Here is a 22,472-nt window from a genome sequence, read left to right as displayed (position 1 = left end):
CTTTGCATTCGCGCCTGGCCTTCGCCAAGAATGCCCAGCCATTTCAAGAGTTTCAAAAAAGGGAGGTTTTCAGTGACCCGCACGCCAGGTTTCAGTACGCTCGCCATCCATGCCGGCGCCAAGCCCGATCCGGCGACCGGCGCGCGTGCCACGCCGATCTACCAGACGACCTCCTTCGTCTTCGACGATGCCGATCATGCCGCCTCACTGTTCGGGCTAAAAGCCTTCGGCAACATCTACACCCGCATCATGAACCCGACCCAGGCGGTGCTGGAAGAGCGCATGGCGGCCCTCGAAGGCGGCACGGCGGCGCTCGCGGTCGCCTCCGGCCACGCGGCGCAGGTGATCGTGTTTCACAATCTGATGCAGCCGGGCGACAATTTCGTCGCCGCCAACAAGCTTTATGGCGGTTCGATCAACCAGTTCGGCCATGCCTTCAAGAACTATGGCTGGGAGGTGCGCTGGGCCGACACCAACGACATCTCGACCTTCGAAAGCCAGATCGACGACAGGACCAAGGCGATCTTCATCGAGAGCCTCGCCAATCCGGCCGGCACCTTCGTCGACATCGAGAAGATCGGTGACATTGCCCGCAAGCACGGCCTGCCGCTGATCGTCGACAACACGCTGGCCTCACCTTACCTGATCCGGCCGATCGAGCACGGCGCCGACATCGTCGTGCATTCGCTGACCAAGTTCATCGGCGGCCATGGCAACTCGATCGGCGGCGCCATCGTCGACGGAGGTACCTTCGATTGGTCGAAATCGGGCAAATACCCGATGCTCTCGGAACCGCGCCCCGAATATGGCGGCCTCGTCCTGCACGAAACCTTCGGCAATTTCGCTTTCGCCATTGCCGCGCGCGTGCTCGGCCTGCGCGATCTCGGCCCGGCGATCTCGCCGTTCAACGCCTTCCTCATCCTGACCGGCCTGGAAACGTTGCCGCTGCGCATGCAGCGCCACTGCGACAACGCCGTAACGGTTGCTGCCTGGCTGTCCAATCATCCCAAGGTCGCGTCGGTGAACTACCCCGGCCTGCCCAGCGACAAGAACAACGCACTGCAGAAGAAGTACTCGCCGCTTGGCGCCGGCGCCGTGTTCACCTTCGCTCTCAAGGGCGGCTATGACGCCGGCGTCAAATTTGTCGAGGCGCTCGAACTGTTCTCGCACCTCGCCAATGTCGGCGACACCAAGTCGCTGGTCATCCATCCGGCCTCGACCACCCACCGCCAGCTTTCCGACGAACAGAAGGTCAAGGCCGGCGCAGGACCGGACACGGTGCGGCTGTCGATCGGCATCGAGGACGTCAACGACATCGTCGCCGACCTCGAACAGGCGCTTGCCAAGGTCTGAGCGCATTACCCTCCCCCTGCGCGGGGAGGGCATAGTGATATCGGAAAGAGGCCATTCTTGTCGCGGTCGGCATAAAATCAAGCATTTGTTGTCAGCAGACGGTGCGCGAGGTCTGAGACAAGGGAAATCGAACGCGGCACCGCTATCTCCCGCTGGCCTTGAAAACCACGTCCGGCTCCTCCACCTAACACGCAATGAGCGCACAACTTTCCGAATGAGGAAGCGCCGGCAGATGAGTCTGCTAGCCACCGGCAATTCAACAGCGCATCGCGATGCCGACCATCGTTTTGGCCGGCAACGTTAACAACAGAGCGTCTTCCTCTTCGTTGTCAGATGAAGGGAGATACACAATGGCAAAGGTCGTTTGCGTCCTCTATGACGATCCGGTCGACGGTTATCCGACAAAATATGCGCGCGATGGCTTGCCGAAGCTCGACCGCTATCCCGGCGGCCAGACACTTCCCACGCCGAAGGCCATCGACTTTGAACCGGGGGTCTTGCTCGGTAGCGTGTCGGGCGAACTCGGCCTGAGGAAATTCCTCGAAAGCACGGGCCACAGCTTGGTAGTGACCTCGGACAAGGACGGTCCCGACAGTATTTTTGAACGCGAGCTCGTTGACGCCGAAATCGTGATCTCGCAGCCGTTCTGGCCGGCATATCTGACCGAAGAACGAATAGCCAAGGCAAGCAGACTGAAGCTTGCGATCACCGCCGGCATCGGATCCGATCATGTCGATCTACAGGCCGCCATGGACCGCGGCATCACGGTCGCCGAGGTGACTTACTGCAATTCGATCAGCGTGTCCGAGCATGTGGTCATGATGATCCTGGGGCTCGTGCGCAACTACATCCCGTCCTACCAGTGGGTCGTGAAAGGCGGCTGGAATATCGCCGACTGCGTCGCACACTCCTACGATATCGAGGGAATGCAGATCGGAACCGTCGGTGCCGGCCGGATCGGCGGCGCGGTGTTGCGCCGGCTGAAGCCGTTCGACGTCAAGTTGCACTACACCGATCGCCACCGCCTGCCTGAGGCGGTCGAGAAAGAGCTTGGCGTCACCTTCCACAAGGACCCCGCATCCATGGTCGGCGTCTGCGACGTGGTGACGATCAATGCGCCTCTGCATCCGGAGACGGAAAACCTCTTTGACGAGACGATGATCGCCAGGATGAAACGCGGCGCCTATCTGGTGAACACGGCGCGCGGCAAGATCTGCAATCGTGACGCCATCGCCCGCGCGCTGGAGAGTGGCCAACTCGCTGGCTATGCCGGTGACGTCTGGTTCCCGCAGCCGGCTCCCAAGGACCATCCGTGGCGATCGATGCCGCATCACGGCATGACGCCGCACATCTCAGGATCGTCGCTCTCCGCCCAGGCGCGCTACGCTGCGGGCACCCGCGAAATTCTGGAATGCTGGTTCGAAGGTCGGCCGATCCGTGAGGAATATCTGATCGTCGATGGCGGCAAGCTCGCCGGTGCCGGCGCTCATTCCTACAGCGCCGGCGACGCCACCCGCGGTTCGGAAGAGGCGGCACGCTTCACGCGGCGAATATGATCTACATACGATACAGTGAGGTGCGTTCCGAACGCCACAGATTTGTAGCTGGAGCCTCCGGAAATCGATCCGATTTTCGAGGTTGTGCGCTTGACGACCTTTCTCACAAAGGGGGAGGGTAAGCCCACTACAACGGAGCCTTTCATGAGCGCAGCGACTTTCCTTTCCCTCGACGCCAACAGCGTCGAGGCCGAGCCTGGCGCGCCGGCGCCGGATCGCCTGATTTCGGGCGATCCGAAATTCCGCACCTGGAATGTCGAGGAGCGGGAGGGCGGCCTCTATGCCGGCATCTGGGAGTCGACTCCGGGCAAGTGGCGCATCGTCTATGACGAGTGGGAGTTCTGCCACATCCTGTCCGGCGTTTCGGTGATCGCGGAGGACGGTGGGCAAGCGCGCACCGTCAAGACCGGCGACAGCTTTGTGCTGAGGCCTGGCTTCAAAGGCAGCTGGGAAGTGCTTGAAACGACTCGCAAGGAGTATGTGATCAAGCTCTGATCACCTTCCGGCGCCTTGTCATGGAAGGTCAAGGCAGGCCCGCGATCGTCGGAAGCCGACGACGAGCGTTTCCAGCCCATGGAAGTGGTAAGTGTCGCGGAAGCTTGGGCTTTCGGCAAGATGCAGCTTTGGGTGTCGTTCGAACAAGGTTTTCAGCGACACCTGCAATTCGAGCCGGGCCAGCGGTGCGCCGATGCAGAAATGGATGCCGGCGCCGAACGACACATTCTTCTGGTCTGCACGATCCGGCCGGAAGGCCAGCGGTTCGGTGAAGGCGCGCGGGTCATGGTTGGCCATGCCAAGCAGCAGCCCGATCGTCTGGCCCGGCTGCACCACGATGCCAGGCGCGACTTCGATCTCCTGGTAGGCATAGCGCGTGAACATGTGCAGTGGCGCATCGAAGCGCAGGCATTCCTCGACCGTTGCTGCGGTCGCTTCGGGGGAGCCGAAGAAGCGCCTGACATCGCCGCCTTGCATAAGGATCGAACGGACAGCGTTGCCGGTCTGATGCACTGTCGCTTCATGACCGGCATTGAGCAGCAGGATCGTCGAGGACACCATCTCGTCCTCCGACAGTTTTTGGCCGCCCTCCTGCGCCGAGATCAGCAGCGACAGCACGTCGTCGCCGGGATTCTTGCGCCGCTCGGTGACGTAACCGCGCAGGAACTCGGCGAACTCACCAGCGGCTCGGTTGGCCGTTTCCTCGGTTTCGCGCGTGCGGCCTTGAATGTACATGGCGACCATCTGGTGCGACCAGTCGAGCAGTTGCGGCCCCATCTCGACCGGCACGCCGAGCATTTCGGCGATGATGGTGATCGGCAAGGGCGCCGCGAAGGCCGGCAGCAGGTCGACCGTCTTGCCCGGTTCGAAACGGTCGATCAGTTCGTTGGCGAGCGCTTCGACACGTGGCCGCAGCCGTTCGACCTGACGCGAGACGAAGGCACGGTTGACCAGTGTTCTGAGCCGCGTGTGCACGGGCGGCTCCAGTTCCAGCATCGAATTGGCTTCGATGCCGTCGAAAGCGCTGAGATGGGTCCGGTCCTGTCCGATGCCGCGACTGTCTGGAATGCCGGCCGGATTCTGGCGGCCGAAACGGCGGTCGCGCAGCAGCCGGCTGACGTCGTCGAAGCCGCCGAAGCACCAGAAGCCGAACTCTTCCCAGAAGAAGGCATTCGATGCGCCGTGCAGAAACGCATAGGCCTCGTACGGGTTCTGAAAAAAGGCCGGCTCGTGCGGGTCGAGCCGCAGGTGTCGCGTGGCTGGATCAAAGACCAGGCCGGCTGGCGTCAATTTGCTCATGCCAGACCAATAGCGCGGCTTGCCAGTCCGGTTCCAGACCGTATGTTGGCGCCCGCAACCAATGCGTTGAGCCAGCCGACAAGGCTGCGGAAAGTCTGATCTGATGAATGTGATCGTTGTCGGCGCGGGTATTGCCGGTCTCTCGACGGCGTGGTCGCTGGTCAAGGCAGGTCACAGCGTTTCGATCGTCGAGCAGGGACCGATCCCCAATCCGCTGGCCGCCTCGGGCGACCACCACCGCATCATCCGCCGCGCCTACAGGGCCGGCACCGGCTATGGCCGGCTGATCACCGAAGCCTACCAGGCCTGGGACGAGATGTGGGCCGATCTCGGCGAAAGCCATCTCGATGCGCGCGGATTTGTCTGCGTTTCGCGCGAGCCGGGCGATGAGGCCGAGGAGTATCGCGAAGGCCTGGAGGAGGGCAATTTTCCGTTCGAATTGCTGGAGCCCGACGCGGCCGTGAAACGCTGGCCGTTTTTGGAAGCCGGCTCGTTTCGCTATGCCTATTTCTCGACCGAAGGCGGCGCGCTGCATTGCCGCAAGATCGCGTCCGGTCTGGCAAAGTGGCTCCGCGCCAACGGCGCCAACGTCTATGAACGCAGCAAGGTCACCGCGATCGACTCCGAGGCCGGCCATATCGTGCTCGAAAGCGGCGAGACGATGCAGGCCGACCGTATCGTTGTCGCCGCCGGCGCCTGGGTGCTAAAGCTGTTTCCGGAACTGGACGGCGAGCTGAAGACCTATCGAACCGCGCTCGCCTATGTCGAACCGCCAGCCGACCTCAAGGCCGCCTGGCGGGCGGCGCCGGTCGTCCTTGATGTTGGAGGCGCGGTCGACGGCTATGTGATCCCGCCTTCCGGCGGCGCCGGCATGAAATTCGGTTCCGGGCTGCACAGGGTGCCGACCAGCGACGCCGACTGGAACCGTCAGCCGGTGGCGGGCGAGGGCGAGGCGATCCGCAATTTGTTCTCGCCGCCGATCGCCCGCATCGAGGAATATCAGGTGACCGAAGTCGTCACCTGCGCCTACACCTTCACCGAAGACGAAAAATTCATGGCGCATGAAAAGGGCAAATGCCTGGTAGTCTCGGCTTGCTCCGGCCATGGCTACAAGTTCGGTGCGGCGGTCGGCAGGCGCGTTGCCGCCGCCGTCGGTGACGGCGACATCGCCGGCCTGAAGGCATGGCTGCGGGCGGAGGTCGCCTGAACGCCGCCGGAGCACCGACGCGCTTAACGATACGCCTGTGCCTCACGGCTAGCGTATCGAGACCAACGAAATCAACATTTCATCAGACAGAGTGCGGATCGAATTCGTCCTGTCAAAGCAGAGCTAGGAAGACGAAGACATGGACATCCGGGATATTGATTTCGACGCACTTAAAGCAATGGTCACGCCGGACGATAACGGCATCGGCCGAGGTTCATTCGACGCCTGCAATGCCTTCAATTTTCAAGTGGAAGGCATGTCAATCGGCCGCCGCATTCAGACAATTGTGAACCGCATTGGTGTCAAGGAACACACCGCAAAATGCCAGACAGTTCGCTACTATATGGCGAAGGTTGCTCGGGGCATGACCGGCGATGACATCAAGGCTGAAATGACGCGGAGCAGCAAATACTCTTCGCATATGGGCGTCGATATCGAAGGCGTTGACGGACCTGCCGAGAAAATTCCGAATCTCAGCATCGTGTTCTGATCGACCCGAGCTCACTCGCAACGAAGAAAGCCCGCCTGAGAGATCAGCGTAGGCTTTTCTTTATCCGAACAGGCACCATCGGGGCGCCGAAATCAGGACGTTTTGCTCCTAATCCTGGCAGTGCCTGGGAATGTGCACGCGCCGCCAGCCGGATGAGCCTTCGCGCACCAGCACGCGTCGCGCAACGGTTTGGTAGGAGGCGGGAACATCGATGATGCGCCTTTGCTCGGGCTGCACCAGTACCTCCTCGGCGATGCTGTCGTATTGCGCGGGAATGACGACGCGTCGCGTGCGCTCCGGCCGGATCACCACGGTTTCGGCGACGCGCTCGTAGCGCGCCTTGTGCCAGATCTTGCACAGCACCTTGCGGCCATGGATGACGCGCCATTCCCAGGAATAGCCGCCGCCATCGACCCGGACCGTATGGTAGACGGTGCGGGTGACGGCGGGCACGATCTCGTAGGTCACCTGTGCCGGAACGGTCATGACCACACGTTCCCGCGTGCCGTAGATGGCAGGGGTATAGTCGACCTGCTGGCCGGGCGGGCTAACCAGCACGTCTTCGTAAACCGTGTCGTAGACATCTGGCGTGCGGACAGGTTCATAGCATTCGACGGCGCGGCCGCCGGCCGCTGTCTGCGAAATCGTGCCGAGCATGGTCAGCCCGGCAATGGTGAAGCATGCGGTTTTCCCAAACATGACACTCCCCCTGTTGAACGGCATGAAGACGTTCAACGTTGGATTGTAGGCGAAGAGGCGGTGGAGAAAAGGGGATTTGCCGTATTTCGTTAAGCGATGCGGTTAAGAAATTGCTACGGGTGGTGACGACACCGCCGAACGATCACCGCACCGGTGGACGAATCCCGTGAATGTAACCTTGATTCGACTTACCCAGATGGCTAGGAGGGGTCGGCCTTGCACAAGGATGAGCCGGCATCCTATTTACAGAATAACGATCCAGAACCGATTCTGCCCGATAGGCCAGCATTCCGGGCGCCGGAATCCCACCGCGAGATAAGAGATAACGAATGAAGAACCCCGTCGAAACCTACATGAACCTCGTTCCGATGGTGGTCGAACAGACCAATCGCGGCGAGCGGGCCTACGACATTTTCTCGCGTCTCCTCAAGGAGCGCATCATTTTCATCACCGGTCCGGTCGAGGACGGCATGGCGACGCTGGTCTGCGCGCAGCTTTTGTTCCTGGAAGCCGAGAATCCGAAGAAGGAAATCAACCTCTACATCAATTCGCCGGGCGGCGTCGTCACCTCCGGCATGGCGATCTACGACACCATGCAGTTCATTAAGCCGGCCGTGTCGACGCTCTGCATCGGCCAGGCGGCCTCGATGGGCTCGCTGCTCTTGACCGCCGGCCACAAGGACATGCGCTTTGCCACGCCGAACGCCCGCATCATGGTTCACCAGCCTTCCGGCGGCTTCCAGGGCCAGGCGTCCGACATCGAGCGCCATGCCCTGGATATCATCAAGCTGAAGCGTCGCCTCAACGAGGTCTACGTCAAGCACACTGGCAAGACCTATGACGAGATCGAGAAGACGCTCGACCGCGACCATTTCATGACCGCCGACGAAGCCAAGGATTTCGGCCTCATCGACAAGGTCATTTCGTCGCGCGAAGCGGCCGAAGGCGCGCTGGCATAAAGGCAAGTTGGCAGTTGGATGTCGCCATCACGCGCTTTTGGTGTGTCTTGCGGCATTTCGGCCACAATTGGCTGTTCCCTCAGGGGACAGGATTGCCTACGTTAAGGCTATGTTGAGTTTCGGCGGCTTAGCTTTGTGCGGGGTTGTCGCGAATCGTTGCCACGTTTTCTGATTTGTGTTTCGTACGGAATGCGTTGCGGGAGCCGGAACACACTGGCGGCGGCGGATTCCCGCGATAGATTGAGTATGCGCCCTTTCAGCCAGACCATCGGCGGGCGGCCATGAAAGGACATGAAAATGAGCAAGGTCGGCAACAACGGCGGCGATTCCAAGAACACGCTTTACTGCTCGTTTTGCGGAAAAAGCCAGCACGAAGTGCGCAAGCTGATCGCCGGTCCGACGGTCTTCATCTGCGACGAGTGCGTCGAACTCTGCATGGACATCATCCGCGAGGAGAACAAGACCTCGATGGTGAAGTCGCGCGAGGGCGTGCCGACACCGCAGGAGATCCTCAAGGTTCTCGACGACTATGTCATCGGCCAGCCCTACGCCAAGCGCGTGCTGTCGGTTGCGGTTCACAACCATTACAAGCGCCTCGCGCATGCCGGCAAGAACAACGATGTCGAGTTGGCGAAGTCCAACATCCTGCTGATCGGCCCGACCGGTTGCGGCAAGACGCTGCTCGCGCAGACGCTGGCCCGCATCATCGACGTGCCCTTCACCATGGCTGATGCGACGACGCTGACGGAAGCCGGCTATGTCGGCGAAGATGTCGAAAACATCATCCTGAAGCTGTTGCAGTCGGCCGACTACAATGTCGAGCGCGCCCAGCGCGGCATCGTCTACATCGACGAAATCGACAAGATTTCGCGCAAGTCGGACAATCCGTCGATCACCCGCGACGTGTCGGGCGAGGGCGTGCAGCAGGCGCTGTTGAAGATCATGGAAGGCACCGTCGCCTCCGTGCCGCCGCAAGGCGGCAGGAAGCATCCGCAGCAGGAGTTCCTGCAGGTAGACACCGCCAACATCCTGTTCATCTGCGGCGGCGCTTTCGCCGGCCTGGACAAGATCATCTCGGATCGCGGCAGAAAGACCTCGATCGGCTTCGGCGCCATCGTCGCTTCGCCCGAGGATCGTCGCACCGGCGACGTCTTCCGCCTGGTCGAGCCCGAGGATCTGTTGAAGTTCGGTCTTATCCCCGAGTTTGTCGGTCGTCTGCCAGTTCTGGCGACGCTGGAGGACCTCGACGAGCCGGCGCTGATCCAGATCCTGACCGAGCCGAAGAACGCGCTGGTCAAGCAGTATCAGCGGCTGTTCGAGATGGAGAATGTCGACCTGACCTTCCACGAGAACGCCCTGTCGGCGATTGCCAAGCGTGCCATCGAGCGCAAGACCGGCGCGCGCGGCCTGCGTTCGATCATGGAAGCGATCCTGCTCGACACGATGTTCGAACTTCCCGCACTCGAAGGCGTGCGCGAAGTGGTGATTTCGGAGGAGGTGGTGACCGGCAGCGCCCGGCCGCTCTACATCTACTCCGAGCAGAAGGAAAAGAAGGGCAATGTCAGCGCCTGACATGAGCCCGCAGCGGAATTCTGAAACGGCGCCGCAAGGCGCCGTTTTGCTGTCGCGCAGGGTTTTGCTGGCGCGTTCCGGTTTGGCGTCGCAAATGTGTCACTTGCGGGCACGTTGAAGGAGCGGATTTGGACTCGCCCCTTGATCTTTGTGGATCGTGCATCCAACTAACTGGAGAAGGCCGAGGTGCCCGATTTCTGTGCTGTAAAACTCCCGTCACAAACGGTGGTAGGCGGAACGATCCCCGGTCGTTAATATAAGATTCGCGGTTGGCTGATTGGCGGCCGCGACATGAAAGGTTGGACAATGGCCAAAGTATCCAAGGCACCCAGCGACGGCGTCTTCGCAGTCCTCCCACTGCGCGACATCGTGGTGTTCCCGCATATGATCGTTCCGCTCTTCGTCGGGCGTGAGAAGTCGATCAAGGCGCTGGAAGAGGTGATGGGTCAGGAAAAGCAGATACTGCTTGCCACCCAGATGAATGCCGCCGACGACGATCCCGAGCCCGATGCCATCTTCGACATCGGCACGCTCGCCAATGTGCTGCAATTGTTGAAGCTGCCCGACGGCACCGTCAAGGTTCTGGTCGAGGGTGCCTCGCGCGCGAAAATCGTCTCGTTCACCGACCGTCCCGACTTCCACGAGGCCCGCGCCACGGCGTTGACCGAGCCGGAGGAGGAAGAGGTCGAGGTCGAGGCGTTGGCGCGTTCGGTCGTCACCGACTTCGAGAACTACGTCAAGCTGAACAAGAAGATCTCTCCCGAAGTGGTGGGTGCCGCCAGCCAGATCGACGACTATTCCAAGCTCGCCGACACGGTTGCCTCGCATCTTGCCATCAAGATTCCTGAAAAGCAGGAAATGCTGGCCACGCTCTCGGTCAAGGAGCGGCTGGAAAAGGCGATGGGCTTCATGGAAGCCGAAATCTCCGTCCTGCAGGTGGAGAAGCGCATCCGCTCGCGCGTCAAACGCCAGATGGAGAAGACGCAGCGCGAATACTACCTCAACGAACAGATGAAGGCGATCCAGAAGGAGCTCGGCGAGGGCGAGGACGGACGCGACGAGGCCGCCGAGATCGAGGCGCGCATCAAGAAGACCAAGCTCTCCAAGGAGGCCCGCGAAAAGGCGGAGGCCGAACTGAAGAAGCTCAGGACGATGTCGCCGATGTCGGCTGAATCGACCGTTGTGCGCAACTATCTCGACTGGATCCTGTCGATCCCGTGGGGCAAGAACTCCAAGGTCAAGCAGGACCTGGCTTTCGCGCAGAACGTACTCGACACCGATCATTTCGGCCTCGACAAGGTCAAGGACCGCATCGTCGAGTACCTTGCCGTGCAAAGCCGCCAGAAGAAGCTGAAGGGGCCGATCCTGTGCCTCGTCGGCCCTCCTGGCGTCGGCAAGACCTCGCTCGGCAAGTCGATCGCCAAGGCGACCGGTCGCGAATTCATCCGCATGGCGCTCGGCGGCGTGCGTGACGAGGCCGAGATCCGTGGCCATCGCCGCACCTATATCGGCTCGATGCCCGGCAAGGTCATCCAGTCGATGAAGAAGGCGAAGAAGTCCAACCCGCTCTTCCTGCTCGACGAGATCGACAAGATGGGCCAGGACTTCCGTGGCGATCCGTCATCGGCGCTGCTCGAGGTGCTCGATCCCGAACAGAACTCGACGTTCATGGACCATTACCTGGAGGTCGAATACGACCTGTCGAGCGTGATGTTCGTGACGACGGCGAACACGCTGAACATTCCTGCGCCCCTGATGGACCGCATGGAGATCATCCGTATCGCCGGCTACACCGAGGACGAGAAGATCGAGATCGCCAAGCGGCACCTGATGCCGAAGGTGGTGCGCGACCATGCGCTGCAGCCGAAGGAGTTCTCCGTCGGCGAGGACGCGATCCGCGCCATCATCCAGACCTACACCCGTGAAGCGGGCGTCAGAAGCCTGGAGCGCGAGTTGATGAAGCTCGGGCGCAAGGCGGTGACCGAGATCCTGAAGACGAAGAAGAAGACGGTGAGCATCACGGCGGAGAATCTCTCCGATTACCTCGGTGTCCAGCGCTTCCGCTTCGGCCAGGTCGAGGCTGACGATCAGGTCGGTGTCGTTACCGGGCTTGCCTGGACGGAAGTCGGCGGCGAGCTGCTGACGGTCGAAGGCGTCATGATGCCTGGCAAAGGCCGCATGACGGTGACCGGCAATCTGCGCGACGTGATGAAGGAATCGATTTCGGCGGCGGCCTCCTATGTCCGTTCGCGCGCCATCGATTTTGGCATCGAGCCGCCGCTGTTCGACAAGCGCGACATCCACGTGCACGTGCCGGAAGGTGCGACGCCCAAGGATGGACCGTCGGCCGGCGTGGCGATGGCGACCGCGATCATATCCGTGCTGACCGGCATTCCGATCAAGGCGGATGTGGCGATGACCGGCGAGATCACACTGCGCGGTAGGGTGTTGCCGATCGGCGGCCTGAAGGAAAAGCTGCTTGCCGCGCTGCGCGGCGGCATCAAGAAGGTGCTGATCCCGGAAGACAACGCCAAGGACCTGGCGGAGATTCCGGACAACGTGAAGAACGGCATGGAAATCATTCCGGTCTCGCGGGTCGGCGAGGTGTTGCGCCACGCATTGGTGCGTATGCCGGAGCCGATCGAATGGGTCGAACCTGTCAATCCTCCGGCCACGACGACCGACACCACGGACGAAGCCGGAAAGACGCTGGCGCATTAGGGCGTCGCGCGTCCGCTAGGACGCTTTGAACTTGCGCATGGCCCCGAAAACCGATTGCCGTTTTCGGGGCCATGCGTTGGTTTTCGCCGAGGTTGCAGTGCACAAACAGAGAGCCGGGTCCAGCGCCCGGCTTTTTCATGTGAAAAACCCCGGAATTCCGGGCTTTTTCCGCTTTTTTCCTGCCTTTTCGACTTGGTTGCGGGAGCGCTTCTTTCTAAAGTCCGTTTCCTGCCGGATGAGTCGATAGTTCCGGTGTTCTCATGGAAGGGAATTTTTATGAACAAGAACGAACTGGTGTCCGCTGTCGCCGACGCCGCGAGCATTTCGAAGGGTGACGCGCAGTCGGCGGTCGACGCGGTATTTTCCGTGATCACCGGCGAACTGAAGAAGGGCGGCGATGTCCGGCTTGTCGGCTTTGGCAATTTCACCGTGTCGAAGCGTGCGGCGTCGACCGGCCGCAATCCCCAGACCGGCGCCGAAGTCCAGATCCCGGCACGCACCGTGCCGAAGTTCTCGGCCGGCAAGGGCCTCAAGGACGCCGTCAACTAAGCGCCTTTTTCTTTCAGAGACCCCAGAAAAGCCGGGCTTGCCCGGCTTTTCGTTTTGGTGCCTACGCGAGTACATGCGGCCAGAAAAGCCGGGCTTGCCCGGCTTTTCATTTTGGTGCCCTACGCGGGTACATGCGGCCAGAAAAGCCGGGCTTGCCCGGCTTTTCATTTTGGTACCCGACCGTCGCGCTGGCGGCCGGGTTATGCGGTCGGCGCCTCGGCGCGCATCAGGCCTTCCTTCTTGAGGTCGGCCCAGAGCGCTGCCGGCAGTTTCGCATCGAGCAGCGAGCGGTTGCTCTCGACTTCGCTCGGCCGCTGCCCGCCGGGGATAACCGAGACGACCGAAGGATGCAGCAGCGGGAATTGCAGGGCGGCCTCGATCAGCCGCACGCCGTGACGCTTGCAAACGCTTTCGATGCCGGCGACGCGGTCGAGGATGTCCCTGGGCGCCTCGGAATAGTTGTAAAAAGCGCCCGGCTTCGGTCCCGTTGCCAGGATGCCGGAATTGTAGGGTCCGCCGAGAACGATGCCGATGCCGCGTGCCTGGCAGAGCGGCAGGAAGGAGGTCAGCGCCTCCTGTTCCAGCAGCGTATAGCGCCCGGCAAGCAGGAACAGGTCGAAATCGCCGCGCTCCGCCAGCGTCTGCGCAACCTGCCACTCGTTGATGCCGCCGCCGAACGCCTTGATGACACCCTGGTCGCGCAGCGAGAGCAGGCCGTAATAGCCCGAGCGCATGAACTCCTCGATGCGCCGGTCCGCTGCTTCCTTGCTGCCATGGGTGAAGATGTCGACATCGTGCACGAAGAGGATGTCGATACGGTCGACGCCGAGCCGCTCCAACGAGGCTTCGAACGAGCGCATGACGCCGTCATAGCTGTAGTCGTAGACCTCGCGGCGCGACGGTGTGTCGAAGAACTTGCCGATGCCGGTGCGCTCTTCGGGTGGGCAGGCGCGCATGATGCGGCCGACCTTGCTCGACAGCACATAGTCGTCGCGCTTCTTGCCGCGCAGGAACGGATTGAGCCGCGTTTCCGACAGGCCAAGCCCATAGAGCGGCGCGGTGTCGTAGTAGCGGCAGCCGGTCGCCCAGGCGGCCTCCAGCGTGGCGTTGGCGTCTTCGTCCGAGACGGCACGATAAAGATTGCCGAGCGGCGCCGTGCCGAAGCCGAGTTCGGTAAAACTGATGCCGCCATTGCCGATGCGGTCGAAATGCCGTGTCTTCATATCCTGCCGTTTGCCTCGCTTGATTTGTCTGACATGACACTATCATGGCTGCGACCGGGCAAAAGCATCGCTGCGCGTTGGACACGCATTTTCGCGGTTGCTAGCATGAACGAAATCAAGCTGTTCGCGGCAGCAAGAGCGGCAAATACCAGGGTGATTTTCAATGGCAGGTTTGCGGTGAGCGACAAGAGCAAAAGCCTGTTCGAGACCGCGCTTGACGAGCTCGGCGGCGTGCTGGCGGGCGTCGACGAGAGCCGGATCGACGCCGCCTGCAAGAAGCTGGCCGGCGCCAGCCGGATCGTCGTCTACGGCTGCGGTCGTGAGGCCCTGCAGGTCAAGGGTTTTGCCATGCGGCTCTACCATTTGGGCCTGCCGGTTTTCGTGGTTGGCGACATGACCACGCCGCCCTTGGGGCCGGGCGATGTCTTCCTGGCCAGCTCCGGGCCGGGAGAGACCTCGACCGTGCTGACCCTCATGCAGGTCGCGCGCGATGCCGGCGCGACCAACCTGCTACTGACCGCCCAGGCCGAAAGCGGTGCTGCAAAGCGCGCCGATTTCACGCTGCTCATTCCTGCGCAGACCATGGCCAGCGATCAGGGGGCGCAGAAGACATCGGTGCTGCCGATGGGCTCGGTGTTCGAAGGCGCGCTGTTCCTGCTGTTCGAAGTGATGGTGCTGAAGCTCAGGGCGATCACCGGCGCCTCGCCGGAAGCCATGCGCGCCCGCCACACCAACATGGAATAGATCATGCGCTACGAATTGATGCTGCCGCACCAGATCCGCAAGGCGATCGCGGAGAACTGGCCGGTCGCCCTGCCGCTCGGCGTGCTGGAATACCATGGCGAGCACATGGCCGTCGGCATGGACACGCTGGCAGTCGTCAAGACGCTGGAACTGTTCGAGAAGGAGAGGGACGTCGTCATCCTGCCGCCCTTCTACTACGGCGCGGCGAGCTACGCGGTGGCGCCGCCGGAAGGCAGCGGCTCGGTGCAGGTCGGCGGCACTGCGCTGGCGCCCTTCGGCGAGGAGCTGTTCTACAGCCTGCTGCGCATCGGCTTTCGCAACATCCACGCCATCATCCACCACCAGACCGAGAATTTCGCCGCCGGCATGCCGACCGATCTCGCCTTCAAGACCGCCGGCCGCCAGGCGATCTTCCGCTTCCTCGAAAAGGAGCGGGGTGAAGGCTGGTGGGGCTCGCAGGCGATGGCCGCCTACTATGCCGAGCATGCCGAGGGCAGCAATTTCTTCAACTGGGTACAGGTGCACCCGCTGATGTCGGCTGACATGAAGTACCCGTTCGACCATGCCGGCATCGGCGAGACCTCGCTGATGCTGGCGCTATGCCCGGAAGCTGTCGATGCCGCTCACTTTGGCGACAACAAGAGCTGGTATACGGCGAGCGCGCCCGAAGCTTCGGCTGAGTTGGGGCAAAAGGGCGTCGCTATGATAATGGACCATCTGCGGGCGATATTGAGGATCTAGCAGACAAAACCGCTATGCAGCGATCCTTCACACCCCCCCTGTCCTGCCGGACATCTCCCCCGCAAGGGGGGAGATTGGCCGTCACGCCGGCTTTCGCCAATTTTCAGAGTTAGACAGGAAGGGGCGGCCAGCGAAGCTGCCGATCTCCCTCCTTGCGGGGGAGATGGCCGGCAGGCCAGAGGGGGGTGCTGGCCCGCCGACGTCGAAAATTTACAAATCAGGGGCGCGAGACCGCCGCCTCTCGCTTGCTACTTCACCGCACCCGCCGTCATGCCCATGATCAGATAGCGCTCGAGCGCGATACCAATCACCGCCAGCGGCGCGATGGCGGCCGTGGCAAGCGCTGCCATCGACCACCAGTTGATGCCTTGCGAGCCGGTCTGGCTCGCCACCATGACGGGGATTGTCTTGGCATCGGTCGACGTCAAAAGGGCGGCGAAGAAATATTCGTTCCAGCACAGCACCATTGCCAGGATGAAGGCGGCGACCATGCCCGGCAGCGCGATCGGCATGACGATGCGGAAGAACGCCCCCCAGATCGACAGCCCGTCGACGAGGGCTGCTTCCTCGAGCTCGACCGGGATCGAGTTGAACTGGTCGCGCATGATCCAGATGACGATCGGCAGCACCATCAGCGTGTAGAGCAGGATCAGTCCGATACGCGTGTCGAGCAGGCCGACCTCGCGGTAGAGCACCAGGAAAGGCAAGGCCAGCACCACCGGCGGCAGGATCAGCTGCGACAGGAAGAAGAACGAGATGTCCTCGTTCTTGAACCAGGCGAAATGGTAGCGATAACGGGTCAGCCCGTAGGCGGCGAGGCTGCCGATGACGATGGCGAGGCTCGACGCGCCGACCGAGGTGATCACCGAATTCATGAAGCGCTTGAGGAACTCGTCGCGCACGGTCGAGGTCTGGAAGATCGAGTCCGGCGACAGGCCGAGCGAGCGCCAGCCCTTCCAGTCCGGCTGGAAGTCGACGAAGGGGATGAGGTGGCCTTGCGTGACGTCGACCGCGGTCTTGAACGAGGTCGTGATCGTCCAGTAGATCGGGAACAGGCAGATGAACGCCCAGAAGGCCAGTGCCCCATAGATGAAGACGCGGCTGGCGAGGAAGCTCGCCGGCGAGCGGATCTCCGAGGCTACATATTCGGTGGTCTGAACGCTCATCTCGGCTCAATTCACATTGCGGACAAAACGGTTGGCAAATTTCAACAGCCAGGTGACGAACACGACTATGATGACCAGATAGGCCATCGCCAGCATGGTTCCGTAGCCGACATTCGAGCGATCGCGGTATTCGCGATAGATGAAGCTCGACACGGAATCGGTGGCGCCGCCGGGGCCGCCCGATGTCACGGTGATGATGATGTCGGCAAGCTTCAGCTTGAAGATGATGCGCAGGATCACCGCCGTCACCGACACCGGCAGCATCAGCGGGAAGGTGACCTGCCAGAAGGTCTGCCACGCATTGGCGCCGTCGACGCGTGCGGCTTCCAGCACCTCGCGTGACATCGCCTGCAGCCCGGCCAGCAGCATGATCATCATGAACGGAATGAAGGTCCAGGCGTCGAGTATCATGATCGCGATGCGCGCGATGATCGGATCGGAGAAGAAGGCCGGATTTTCCCAGCCGAGATGGCGCGCCAACGTTGCGGCCGGTCCGAACCGGTACTCCATAAGCGATTTGCCGATCATCCACGACACCGCGACCGGCGACAGCATCAGCGGCATCAGGAAGACGACGCGGAAGAATTTTCGCGCCCGGATCTGCGCGTTGAGCAGCAGCGCCAGGCCGAAGGCAATGACATACTCGACCGCCACCGCCAGCACGTAGAGCACCATGTTGAACAGCGCATTGCGGTAGTAGGGATCGCCCAGCATCTGCCAGAAATTGGCGAGCCCGTTGAATTTTCGCCCGGAGAAGGAACTGAGGTTCCAGTCGGTCAGTGCGATGTAGAAACCAAACAGCGTCGGGAAGATCACCATGGCGATGGTGAACAGCAGCGCCGGCAGCAGAAACAGGGCACGCTGGCCGTCCTCGCCGCGCGTCAGCACCTGGCCGATGCCGATCGCCACGCCCCACAGCACATAGGCATAGACGACGGGGCGCCAGGTCTCGAAGCCGATCGTATCGGCGCTACCCTTGTAGAGGATTTCCAGCACGATCATGGCCAGCAGGCCAAGCGTCGCAACAGCCATCAGCGCCCAGCCGAGCCGTTTGCGGCCTGGAGAAATCAGATCGGAAGGGCCGGCATCTGCCGGCCACGGGTTTACGGTCGAAGTCTGGTCAGCCACAAATCTCGCCCGTTTGAAGGCTCGCAAGGAGCCGGAGCCGGTCTAAAGTGGTCCGGCGTTACCGCCGGACCACGGTTCATAGGCCAGCCTACATGCCGAGCGAGGCCTTGTAGAGCTTGACCTGGTTGTCGCGGCCGATCTGGTCGGTCAGCTTCTCCCAGGCCGCCGCAATGGCGTCTGCGCCTTCCTGCGCCTTCATCTTGCCGGCGAAAGTGTTGGCCAGGATGTCCTCGGCGGCACTGTAGTACTGGAAGATGCCGGGGATGCGTGGCTCGATCGCCGCGTTCGGATGGTTGTAGCTGTCGGATTCCGACTTGAGATAGGAGGTAATGAAGGCCTCGTCGTAGCCGGCGGCGACCCACTCCGGAATGTCGAAATGCGAGTTGCGGTAGGGCTGGAAGCCTGACGGATACATCGCCGTCCAGATCGACAGGTCCTTGCCGCCGAGGTGCGCGGCAGCGGACCATGCCGCCTTCTTCTTCTTTTCGTCGGTATCGACGCGCGCCATGACATAGACGCCCCAGCCGAGATAGGCGCAATTGGGCGCATAGTTCGGGCCGCTGGCGAGCTTGTCCCAGGCGCCGGTCTTCGAATTGTAGACATCGTCGGAGCCGGGCAGGATCGAGAAGCCGGTGACGTCGCCGACAACCGACGAATCGTTGGTCTTGACGTTGGAGCCGACGTCGCCCCACCAGGTGACCATCGAGCCGGTGCCGGCCAGGAACTGCTGGAAGGCGGTTGTGTTCGGATCGGCGTTGATCTGGTCGGCGGGTTCGGACGGCAGCGCGTCGATGACGTCCTGGATGGCGCGTACCCAGGCCGGATTGTTGACGCGCGGCTTCATCGTGTCGGCGTCGAACAGCCAGGCCTTGTCGTCAGGATGCTTGGCGTAAGCGCTAGCGCGGCTGCCGAGGAAATAGAAGCCGAAACCGCCCCACGCCTTGGGCGCGTCGAGATAGCCAAAGACGTCCTGGTCCTTGAGCTTCTTGCCCTTGAGGAATTTGGTCACGGCCTGGACTTCCTGCCAGGTCTTCGGCACCCCCCATTCGGTGGTCGCGCCGCCATCCTTCCACGCCTTGGCGAGGTCGGCATCGGCAAAAACGTCCGTGCGGTAGTTGAAGTTGTGCGCATCGCCGTCGACGGTGACGCGGTACTGCTTGCCGTCCCAGGTGCCGACCGGCGGCTGCAGATAGGCCACGACATCCTTCATGTCGATCTGCTCTTTGACCCAGTCCGGCATTTCGGAGGTCAGGCCCTTGCCGCAGACATCGCCTTCGAACGGTGCGCCCATTTCGATGATGTCGAAATCGACGGTGCCGGTGGCGATCGACTGCTGCAGGCGGGCGTTGTAGTCGGCCTGCGCCAGGTCGATCCAGCTGATCTTGGCGCCGGTATAGGCCTCCCATGGCTTCAGGAAGCCGCGGAACAAAACATTGTGAAGGTTCTGGTTGTTGAGGCCCATGAAGGTGAGTTCGACGCCGGCGAATTCGCCTTCCTTGACGTTGGCCTTGGTCGCTTCGAGGCAGAGTTCACCGACCTTCTGGAAATCGGCGTCCGTCGGCTGGCCTTTGCCGACGCCGGGGATCTGCAGGATTTTGGAGCGCAATTCGCTTGCCGCGGAGGCCGGTCGCGTCAAGGCGCCAAGTCCGGCGCCGGATGCGGCCGCGATCGCGGCCATGCTGGCCGCGCCCTTCAATATGTCGCGCCTTGTGGCGCCGGCTCGAACCAGTTTGTCGTAAAGACCCGTTCTCATCGCCTATTCCTCCCAGAATATCAGTGTGAATAAATCGGCCAACTGTCGGACGCTGGAGCGCCAACGATGCTCCCGGTTCGGAAACGAATTAGGCAGGACCCCACCCTGCGTCGATTGAAGTTCCGATTGCGGATCGGGTACCAACATTTTGACCAGCGCCTGCCACTATTCTCACAACCAAACGCCGTGTCAACGAGAGCGGGTTTTTATCTATAGGGGACCGACTTGCCCTGGCAGGTCGCGTTGGTTAGCTTCTGCGCCTACGGCTAATGGAGCCGACGGGGGAGATATGGCGCAAGTCGCGATCAGCAAGGTGGCCAAGGCCTTTGGAACGGTTAAGGTTCTGCACGAAGTCAGCGTCGATATCGCCGACGGACAATTCGTGGTGCTGGTTGGCCCTTCGGGTTGCGGCAAATCCACGCTGCTCAGGATGGTGGCCGGGCTGGAGACCGTCTCCGCCGGCACGATCGCCATCGGCGACCGCATCGTCAATCATCTGCCGCCGGCCAAGCGCGACATCGCCATGGTGTTCCAGAACTATGCGCTCTATCCGCACAAGACGGTCGAGCAGAACATGGCCTTCGCGCTCAAGCTGCGGAAAACCGATCCGGCGGTGGTCGCCGAGCGGGTCAAGCGCGCCGCCGACATCCTCGACCTCAATCCCTATCTGAAGCGCTATCCCCGCCAGCTTTCCGGCGGCCAGCGCCAACGCGTGGCGATGGGCCGCGCCATCGTGCGCAATCCGCAAGTGTTCCTGTTCGACGAGCCGCTCTCCAATCTCGACGCCAAGCTGCGCGTGCAGATGCGCACCGAGATCAAGGAGCTGCACCAGCGGCTGAAGACCACCACCATCTACGTCACCCACGACCAGATCGAGGCCATGACCATGGCCGACAAGATCGTCGTCATGCGCGACGGCCGCATCGAGCAGGTCGGCGCGCCGCTGGAACTGTTCGATCGGCCGGCCAATCTTTTTGTCGCCGGCTTCATCGGCTCGCCTTCGATGAACCTGCTCAAGGGAGTCATGCGCAAGGGCGCCAAGCCTGGTGTGGAGATCGCTGGCACACTGTTCCCAATTGCACCGGGCAATGCCGCGCAGGACGGCCAGGCCGTCGTCTATGGCGTGCGGCCGGAGCATCTCGAAATCCATCCCGACGGCGTACCGGCGAAGATTTCGGTGGTCGAGCCGACCGGCTCGGAAACGCTGGTGTTCCTGCGCTTCGGCGAGGGCGAGATGGTGGCGCTGTTTCGCGAGCGTCACGACTTCAAGCCGGGCGATACGCTCAAGCTGAAGCCGCGGCTCGACCAGATCCATCTTTTTGACGCCGAGACCGGCAAGCGTCTCTGATCCCAACTCACGAGGAAATACCATGCTCAAAGGCATCAACCCGTTGCTCAATGCCGACGTGCTGCAGGCATTGCGGGCGATGGGCCATGGCGATGACCTGATCATCGCCGACACCAATTTTCCATCCGATTCGGTAGCGCGCCAGACCGCGCTCGGCCGCCTGCTGCGCATCGATGCCTCGGCCGCCGAGGTGGCAAAGGCGGTGCTGTCGCTCTACCCTCTGGACACGTTCGTCGACGACTCAGCCGCGCGCATGGAGATCGTCGGCAAGCCGGACGAGATTCCGGCTGTGCAGAAAGAGGTGCAGAAGGAAGTCGACAAGGCCGAGGGCAAGCCGTGGCCGATGATAGCGGTCGAGCGCTACGCCTTCTACGAGCGCGCCAAACAAGCCTATTGTGTCATCCAGACCGGCGAACGCCGCTTCTATGGCTGCTTCGCCTTCCGCAAGGGCGTCGTGCCGCCGGATGCGGAATAGCGGCATGGCTTCGGGCAAGCCGGTCGTCATGAAGCCTGTCGTCATATTGGGTGTGTTCGTCGCCGACACCGCCTATAGGGCGCAGCGCCAGCCGCGCATGGGCGAAACCATCCTCGGCACATCCTTCACGCTGGGGCCGGGCGGCAAGGGCTCGAACCAGGCGGTCGCCGCCGGCAAGCTCGGCGCCGACGTCACCTTCCTCACCCGCCTCGGCGTCGACCCCTTCGCCGACATGGCCAGGCAGACCTGGGCGCAGGCGGGCGTCAAGAATGCCGTCATCGACACGCCGGAAAGCTACACCGGTGCGGCCTACATCTTTGTCGAGGAGACGACCGGCAACAACGCCATCATCGTCAGCCCCGGTGCTGCGATGCTGATCTCGCCAGCCGACATCGAAGCCAATGCCGCGCTGATCCGCAGTGCCGGCGTCTTCGTCACCCAGCTCGAACAGCCGATCGAAGCAGCTATGCGGGCGCTGGAGATCGCGCGTGGGGCAGGGGTGACGACGATCCTCAACCCGGCCCCGGCGGCAAAGCTTCCCGACCACATCTACACGCTCTGCGAATACCTCACGCCCAATGAGACGGAAACGGAGGAATTGACCGGGATGAAGGTCTCCTCGGTCGACGAGGCGCGAGCCGCTGCGGATAGTATGCTTGAAAAGGGCGTCGGCACGGTCATCGTCACGCTGGGTGACAAGGGCGCGCTTTTGCATTCGAAGGAGCGCTCCGACCATGTTCCAGCCGTCAGCGCGGGACCGGTGGTCGAGACCACGGGGGCAGGGGACGCCTTCAATGGAGGCCTGGCCGCAGCGTTGTCGCGAGGCGTGGAGCCGCTGCAAGCGGTGCGCTTCGCTTGCGCCGTCGCCGGAATCTCAGTGACGCGGCCAGGAACCGCGCCGTCGATGCCGACGCTGCAGGAGGTCGAGGCGCTGCTGGCGAGAGGGTGATCTTGCGGGGCCAGACGTAGGCACGGCCGAAAGGACCTGAGTGAC

The 22,472-nt window shown here is 62.0% G+C and carries 20 protein-coding genes; 14 read left to right on the top strand and 6 right to left on the bottom strand.

The annotated features are described in order from the left end of the window. The first annotated feature begins 72 nt into the window (after positions 1–72). The 3 genes from ACSQ3L_RS22095 to ACSQ3L_RS22085 all read left to right on the top strand — a co-directional run bounded on the left by ACSQ3L_RS22095 (position 73) and on the right by ACSQ3L_RS22085 (position 3,404). Entirely contained in the window at positions 73–1,353 is a 1,281-nt protein-coding gene (locus ACSQ3L_RS22095) for an O-acetylhomoserine aminocarboxypropyltransferase (protein WP_436161837.1), read from the top strand. A 350-nt stretch (positions 1,354–1,703) separates the two neighbouring features. Beyond that, positions 1,704–2,909, top strand: a complete 1,206-nt coding sequence (locus tag ACSQ3L_RS22090; protein ID WP_436161836.1) for an NAD-dependent formate dehydrogenase — start codon at positions 1,704–1,706, stop codon at positions 2,907–2,909. 144 nt (positions 2,910–3,053) lie between these two features. Then, positions 3,054–3,404, top strand: a complete 351-nt coding sequence (locus ACSQ3L_RS22085) for a cupin domain-containing protein (protein WP_436161835.1) — start codon at positions 3,054–3,056, stop codon at positions 3,402–3,404. An 18-nt stretch (positions 3,405–3,422) separates the two neighbouring features. Here ACSQ3L_RS22085 and ACSQ3L_RS22080 read toward each other — a convergent pair whose 3' ends face one another. Beyond that, a complete protein-coding gene (locus tag ACSQ3L_RS22080; RefSeq protein WP_436161834.1) occupies positions 3,423–4,703 on the bottom strand; it encodes a cytochrome P450 in 1,281 nt (426 codons plus the stop codon). Between the two features lie 103 nt (positions 4,704–4,806). Between ACSQ3L_RS22080 and ACSQ3L_RS22075 the strand changes: the two genes are divergently transcribed. Continuing rightward, positions 4,807–5,910, top strand: coding sequence for an NAD(P)/FAD-dependent oxidoreductase (locus tag ACSQ3L_RS22075; protein ID WP_436161833.1), 1,104 nt, complete (start codon positions 4,807–4,809; stop codon positions 5,908–5,910). A gap of 139 nt (positions 5,911–6,049) precedes the next feature. Continuing rightward, on the top strand, positions 6,050–6,400 hold the full coding sequence (locus tag ACSQ3L_RS22070; protein ID WP_436161832.1) for a hypothetical protein: 351 nt from the start codon (positions 6,050–6,052) through the stop codon (positions 6,398–6,400). Positions 6,401–6,508: 108 nt separating this feature from the next. Here ACSQ3L_RS22070 and ACSQ3L_RS22065 read toward each other — a convergent pair whose 3' ends face one another. Beyond that, positions 6,509–7,099 (bottom strand): hypothetical protein, encoded by a 591-nt coding sequence (locus ACSQ3L_RS22065; RefSeq protein WP_436161831.1) that lies wholly within the window; start codon positions 7,097–7,099, stop codon positions 6,509–6,511. Positions 7,100–7,428: 329 nt separating this feature from the next. Between ACSQ3L_RS22065 and ACSQ3L_RS22060 the strand changes: the two genes are divergently transcribed. The 4 genes from ACSQ3L_RS22060 (at position 7,429) to ACSQ3L_RS22045 (ending at position 12,900) form a co-directional block, all read left to right on the top strand. Next, positions 7,429–8,058, top strand: coding sequence for an ATP-dependent Clp protease proteolytic subunit (locus tag ACSQ3L_RS22060; protein ID WP_436161830.1), 630 nt, complete (start codon positions 7,429–7,431; stop codon positions 8,056–8,058). A gap of 297 nt (positions 8,059–8,355) precedes the next feature. After that, a complete protein-coding gene (clpX, locus tag ACSQ3L_RS22055) occupies positions 8,356–9,630 on the top strand; it encodes an ATP-dependent Clp protease ATP-binding subunit ClpX (protein ID WP_436161829.1) in 1,275 nt (424 codons plus the stop codon). A 306-nt stretch (positions 9,631–9,936) separates the two neighbouring features. Next, entirely contained in the window at positions 9,937–12,351 is a 2,415-nt protein-coding gene (lon, locus tag ACSQ3L_RS22050) for an endopeptidase La (RefSeq protein ID WP_436161828.1), read from the top strand. A gap of 276 nt (positions 12,352–12,627) precedes the next feature. Next, the gene (locus ACSQ3L_RS22045; RefSeq protein ID WP_023798342.1) at positions 12,628–12,900 is read left to right on the top strand and encodes an HU family DNA-binding protein; all 273 of its coding nucleotides are present in this window, start codon (positions 12,628–12,630) and stop codon (positions 12,898–12,900) included. A 200-nt stretch (positions 12,901–13,100) separates the two neighbouring features. Here the strand turns inward: ACSQ3L_RS22045 and ACSQ3L_RS22040 are convergent, their stop codons facing one another. Beyond that, a complete protein-coding gene (locus ACSQ3L_RS22040) occupies positions 13,101–14,123 on the bottom strand; it encodes an aldo/keto reductase (protein WP_436161827.1) in 1,023 nt (340 codons plus the stop codon). 105 nt (positions 14,124–14,228) lie between these two features. Between ACSQ3L_RS22040 and ACSQ3L_RS22035 the strand changes: the two genes are divergently transcribed. Continuing rightward, a complete protein-coding gene (locus tag ACSQ3L_RS22035) occupies positions 14,229–14,867 on the top strand; it encodes an SIS domain-containing protein (RefSeq protein ID WP_436161826.1) in 639 nt (212 codons plus the stop codon). Between the two features lie 3 nt (positions 14,868–14,870). After that, on the top strand, positions 14,871–15,608 hold the full coding sequence (locus ACSQ3L_RS22030; protein WP_436161825.1) for a creatininase family protein: 738 nt from the start codon (positions 14,871–14,873) through the stop codon (positions 15,606–15,608). Positions 15,609–15,856: 248 nt separating this feature from the next. Here the strand turns inward: ACSQ3L_RS22030 and ACSQ3L_RS22025 are convergent, their stop codons facing one another. The 3 genes from ACSQ3L_RS22025 to ACSQ3L_RS22015 form a co-directional block, all read right to left on the bottom strand. Continuing rightward, a complete protein-coding gene (locus ACSQ3L_RS22025) occupies positions 15,857–16,774 on the bottom strand; it encodes a carbohydrate ABC transporter permease (RefSeq protein ID WP_436161824.1) in 918 nt (305 codons plus the stop codon). Between the two features lie 6 nt (positions 16,775–16,780). Then, complete coding sequence (locus ACSQ3L_RS22020; RefSeq protein ID WP_436161823.1) at positions 16,781–17,902, bottom strand: carbohydrate ABC transporter permease; 1,122 nt, start codon at positions 17,900–17,902, stop codon at positions 16,781–16,783. A gap of 88 nt (positions 17,903–17,990) precedes the next feature. Next, complete coding sequence (locus ACSQ3L_RS22015; protein ID WP_436161822.1) at positions 17,991–19,655, bottom strand: ABC transporter substrate-binding protein; 1,665 nt, start codon at positions 19,653–19,655, stop codon at positions 17,991–17,993. Between the two features lie 289 nt (positions 19,656–19,944). Here ACSQ3L_RS22015 and ACSQ3L_RS22010 point away from each other — a divergent pair, with 289 nt between their 5' ends. From ACSQ3L_RS22010 to rbsK, 3 genes are read left to right on the top strand one after another with little or no spacing between them, the layout of a single operon-like run. Beyond that, a complete protein-coding gene (locus tag ACSQ3L_RS22010) occupies positions 19,945–21,003 on the top strand; it encodes an ABC transporter ATP-binding protein (RefSeq protein ID WP_436161821.1) in 1,059 nt (352 codons plus the stop codon). Positions 21,004–21,025: 22 nt separating this feature from the next. Beyond that, the gene (locus ACSQ3L_RS22005) at positions 21,026–21,478 is read left to right on the top strand and encodes an RbsD/FucU family protein (protein WP_436161820.1); all 453 of its coding nucleotides are present in this window, start codon (positions 21,026–21,028) and stop codon (positions 21,476–21,478) included. 4 nt (positions 21,479–21,482) lie between these two features. After that, positions 21,483–22,427, top strand: coding sequence for a ribokinase (gene rbsK / locus ACSQ3L_RS22000; RefSeq protein ID WP_436161819.1), 945 nt, complete (start codon positions 21,483–21,485; stop codon positions 22,425–22,427). The last annotated feature ends 45 nt before the right edge of the window (positions 22,428–22,472 follow it).

The organism is Mesorhizobium sp. LjRoot246 (genome assembly GCF_964254115.1).
GTDB lineage: Bacteria > Pseudomonadota > Alphaproteobacteria > Rhizobiales > Rhizobiaceae > Mesorhizobium.
Note: the sequence above shows the minus strand (reverse complement) of the source record. Positions and strands in the feature narration are given on the sequence as shown.

Bases quoted from the DNA above. Each gene is read 5' to 3' on its own strand.
- ACSQ3L_RS22025 (WP_436161824.1), bottom strand. From the start codon at position 16,774: ATGAGCGTTCAGACCACCGAATATGTAGCCTCGGAGATCCGCTCGCCG.
- rbsK (WP_436161819.1), top strand. From the start codon at position 21,483: ATGGCTTCGGGCAAGCCGGTCGTCATGAAGCCTGTCGTCATATTGGGT.
- ACSQ3L_RS22010 (WP_436161821.1), top strand. From the start codon at position 19,945: ATGGCGCAAGTCGCGATCAGCAAGGTGGCCAAGGCCTTTGGAACGGTT.
- ACSQ3L_RS22065 (WP_436161831.1), bottom strand. From the start codon at position 7,099: ATGTTTGGGAAAACCGCATGCTTCACCATTGCCGGGCTGACCATGCTC.
- clpX (WP_436161829.1), top strand. From the start codon at position 8,356: ATGAGCAAGGTCGGCAACAACGGCGGCGATTCCAAGAACACGCTTTAC.
- ACSQ3L_RS22070 (WP_436161832.1), top strand. From the start codon at position 6,050: ATGGACATCCGGGATATTGATTTCGACGCACTTAAAGCAATGGTCACG.
- ACSQ3L_RS22030 (WP_436161825.1), top strand. From the start codon at position 14,871: ATGCGCTACGAATTGATGCTGCCGCACCAGATCCGCAAGGCGATCGCG.
- ACSQ3L_RS22040 (WP_436161827.1), bottom strand. From the start codon at position 14,123: ATGAAGACACGGCATTTCGACCGCATCGGCAATGGCGGCATCAGTTTT.
- ACSQ3L_RS22060 (WP_436161830.1), top strand. From the start codon at position 7,429: ATGAAGAACCCCGTCGAAACCTACATGAACCTCGTTCCGATGGTGGTC.
- ACSQ3L_RS22090 (WP_436161836.1), top strand. From the start codon at position 1,704: ATGGCAAAGGTCGTTTGCGTCCTCTATGACGATCCGGTCGACGGTTAT.
- ACSQ3L_RS22075 (WP_436161833.1), top strand. From the start codon at position 4,807: ATGAATGTGATCGTTGTCGGCGCGGGTATTGCCGGTCTCTCGACGGCG.
- ACSQ3L_RS22015 (WP_436161822.1), bottom strand. From the start codon at position 19,655: ATGAGAACGGGTCTTTACGACAAACTGGTTCGAGCCGGCGCCACAAGG.
- lon (WP_436161828.1), top strand. From the start codon at position 9,937: ATGGCCAAAGTATCCAAGGCACCCAGCGACGGCGTCTTCGCAGTCCTC.
- ACSQ3L_RS22080 (WP_436161834.1), bottom strand. From the start codon at position 4,703: ATGAGCAAATTGACGCCAGCCGGCCTGGTCTTTGATCCAGCCACGCGA.
- ACSQ3L_RS22005 (WP_436161820.1), top strand. From the start codon at position 21,026: ATGCTCAAAGGCATCAACCCGTTGCTCAATGCCGACGTGCTGCAGGCA.
- ACSQ3L_RS22085 (WP_436161835.1), top strand. From the start codon at position 3,054: ATGAGCGCAGCGACTTTCCTTTCCCTCGACGCCAACAGCGTCGAGGCC.
- ACSQ3L_RS22035 (WP_436161826.1), top strand. From the start codon at position 14,229: ATGAACGAAATCAAGCTGTTCGCGGCAGCAAGAGCGGCAAATACCAGG.
- ACSQ3L_RS22045 (WP_023798342.1), top strand. From the start codon at position 12,628: ATGAACAAGAACGAACTGGTGTCCGCTGTCGCCGACGCCGCGAGCATT.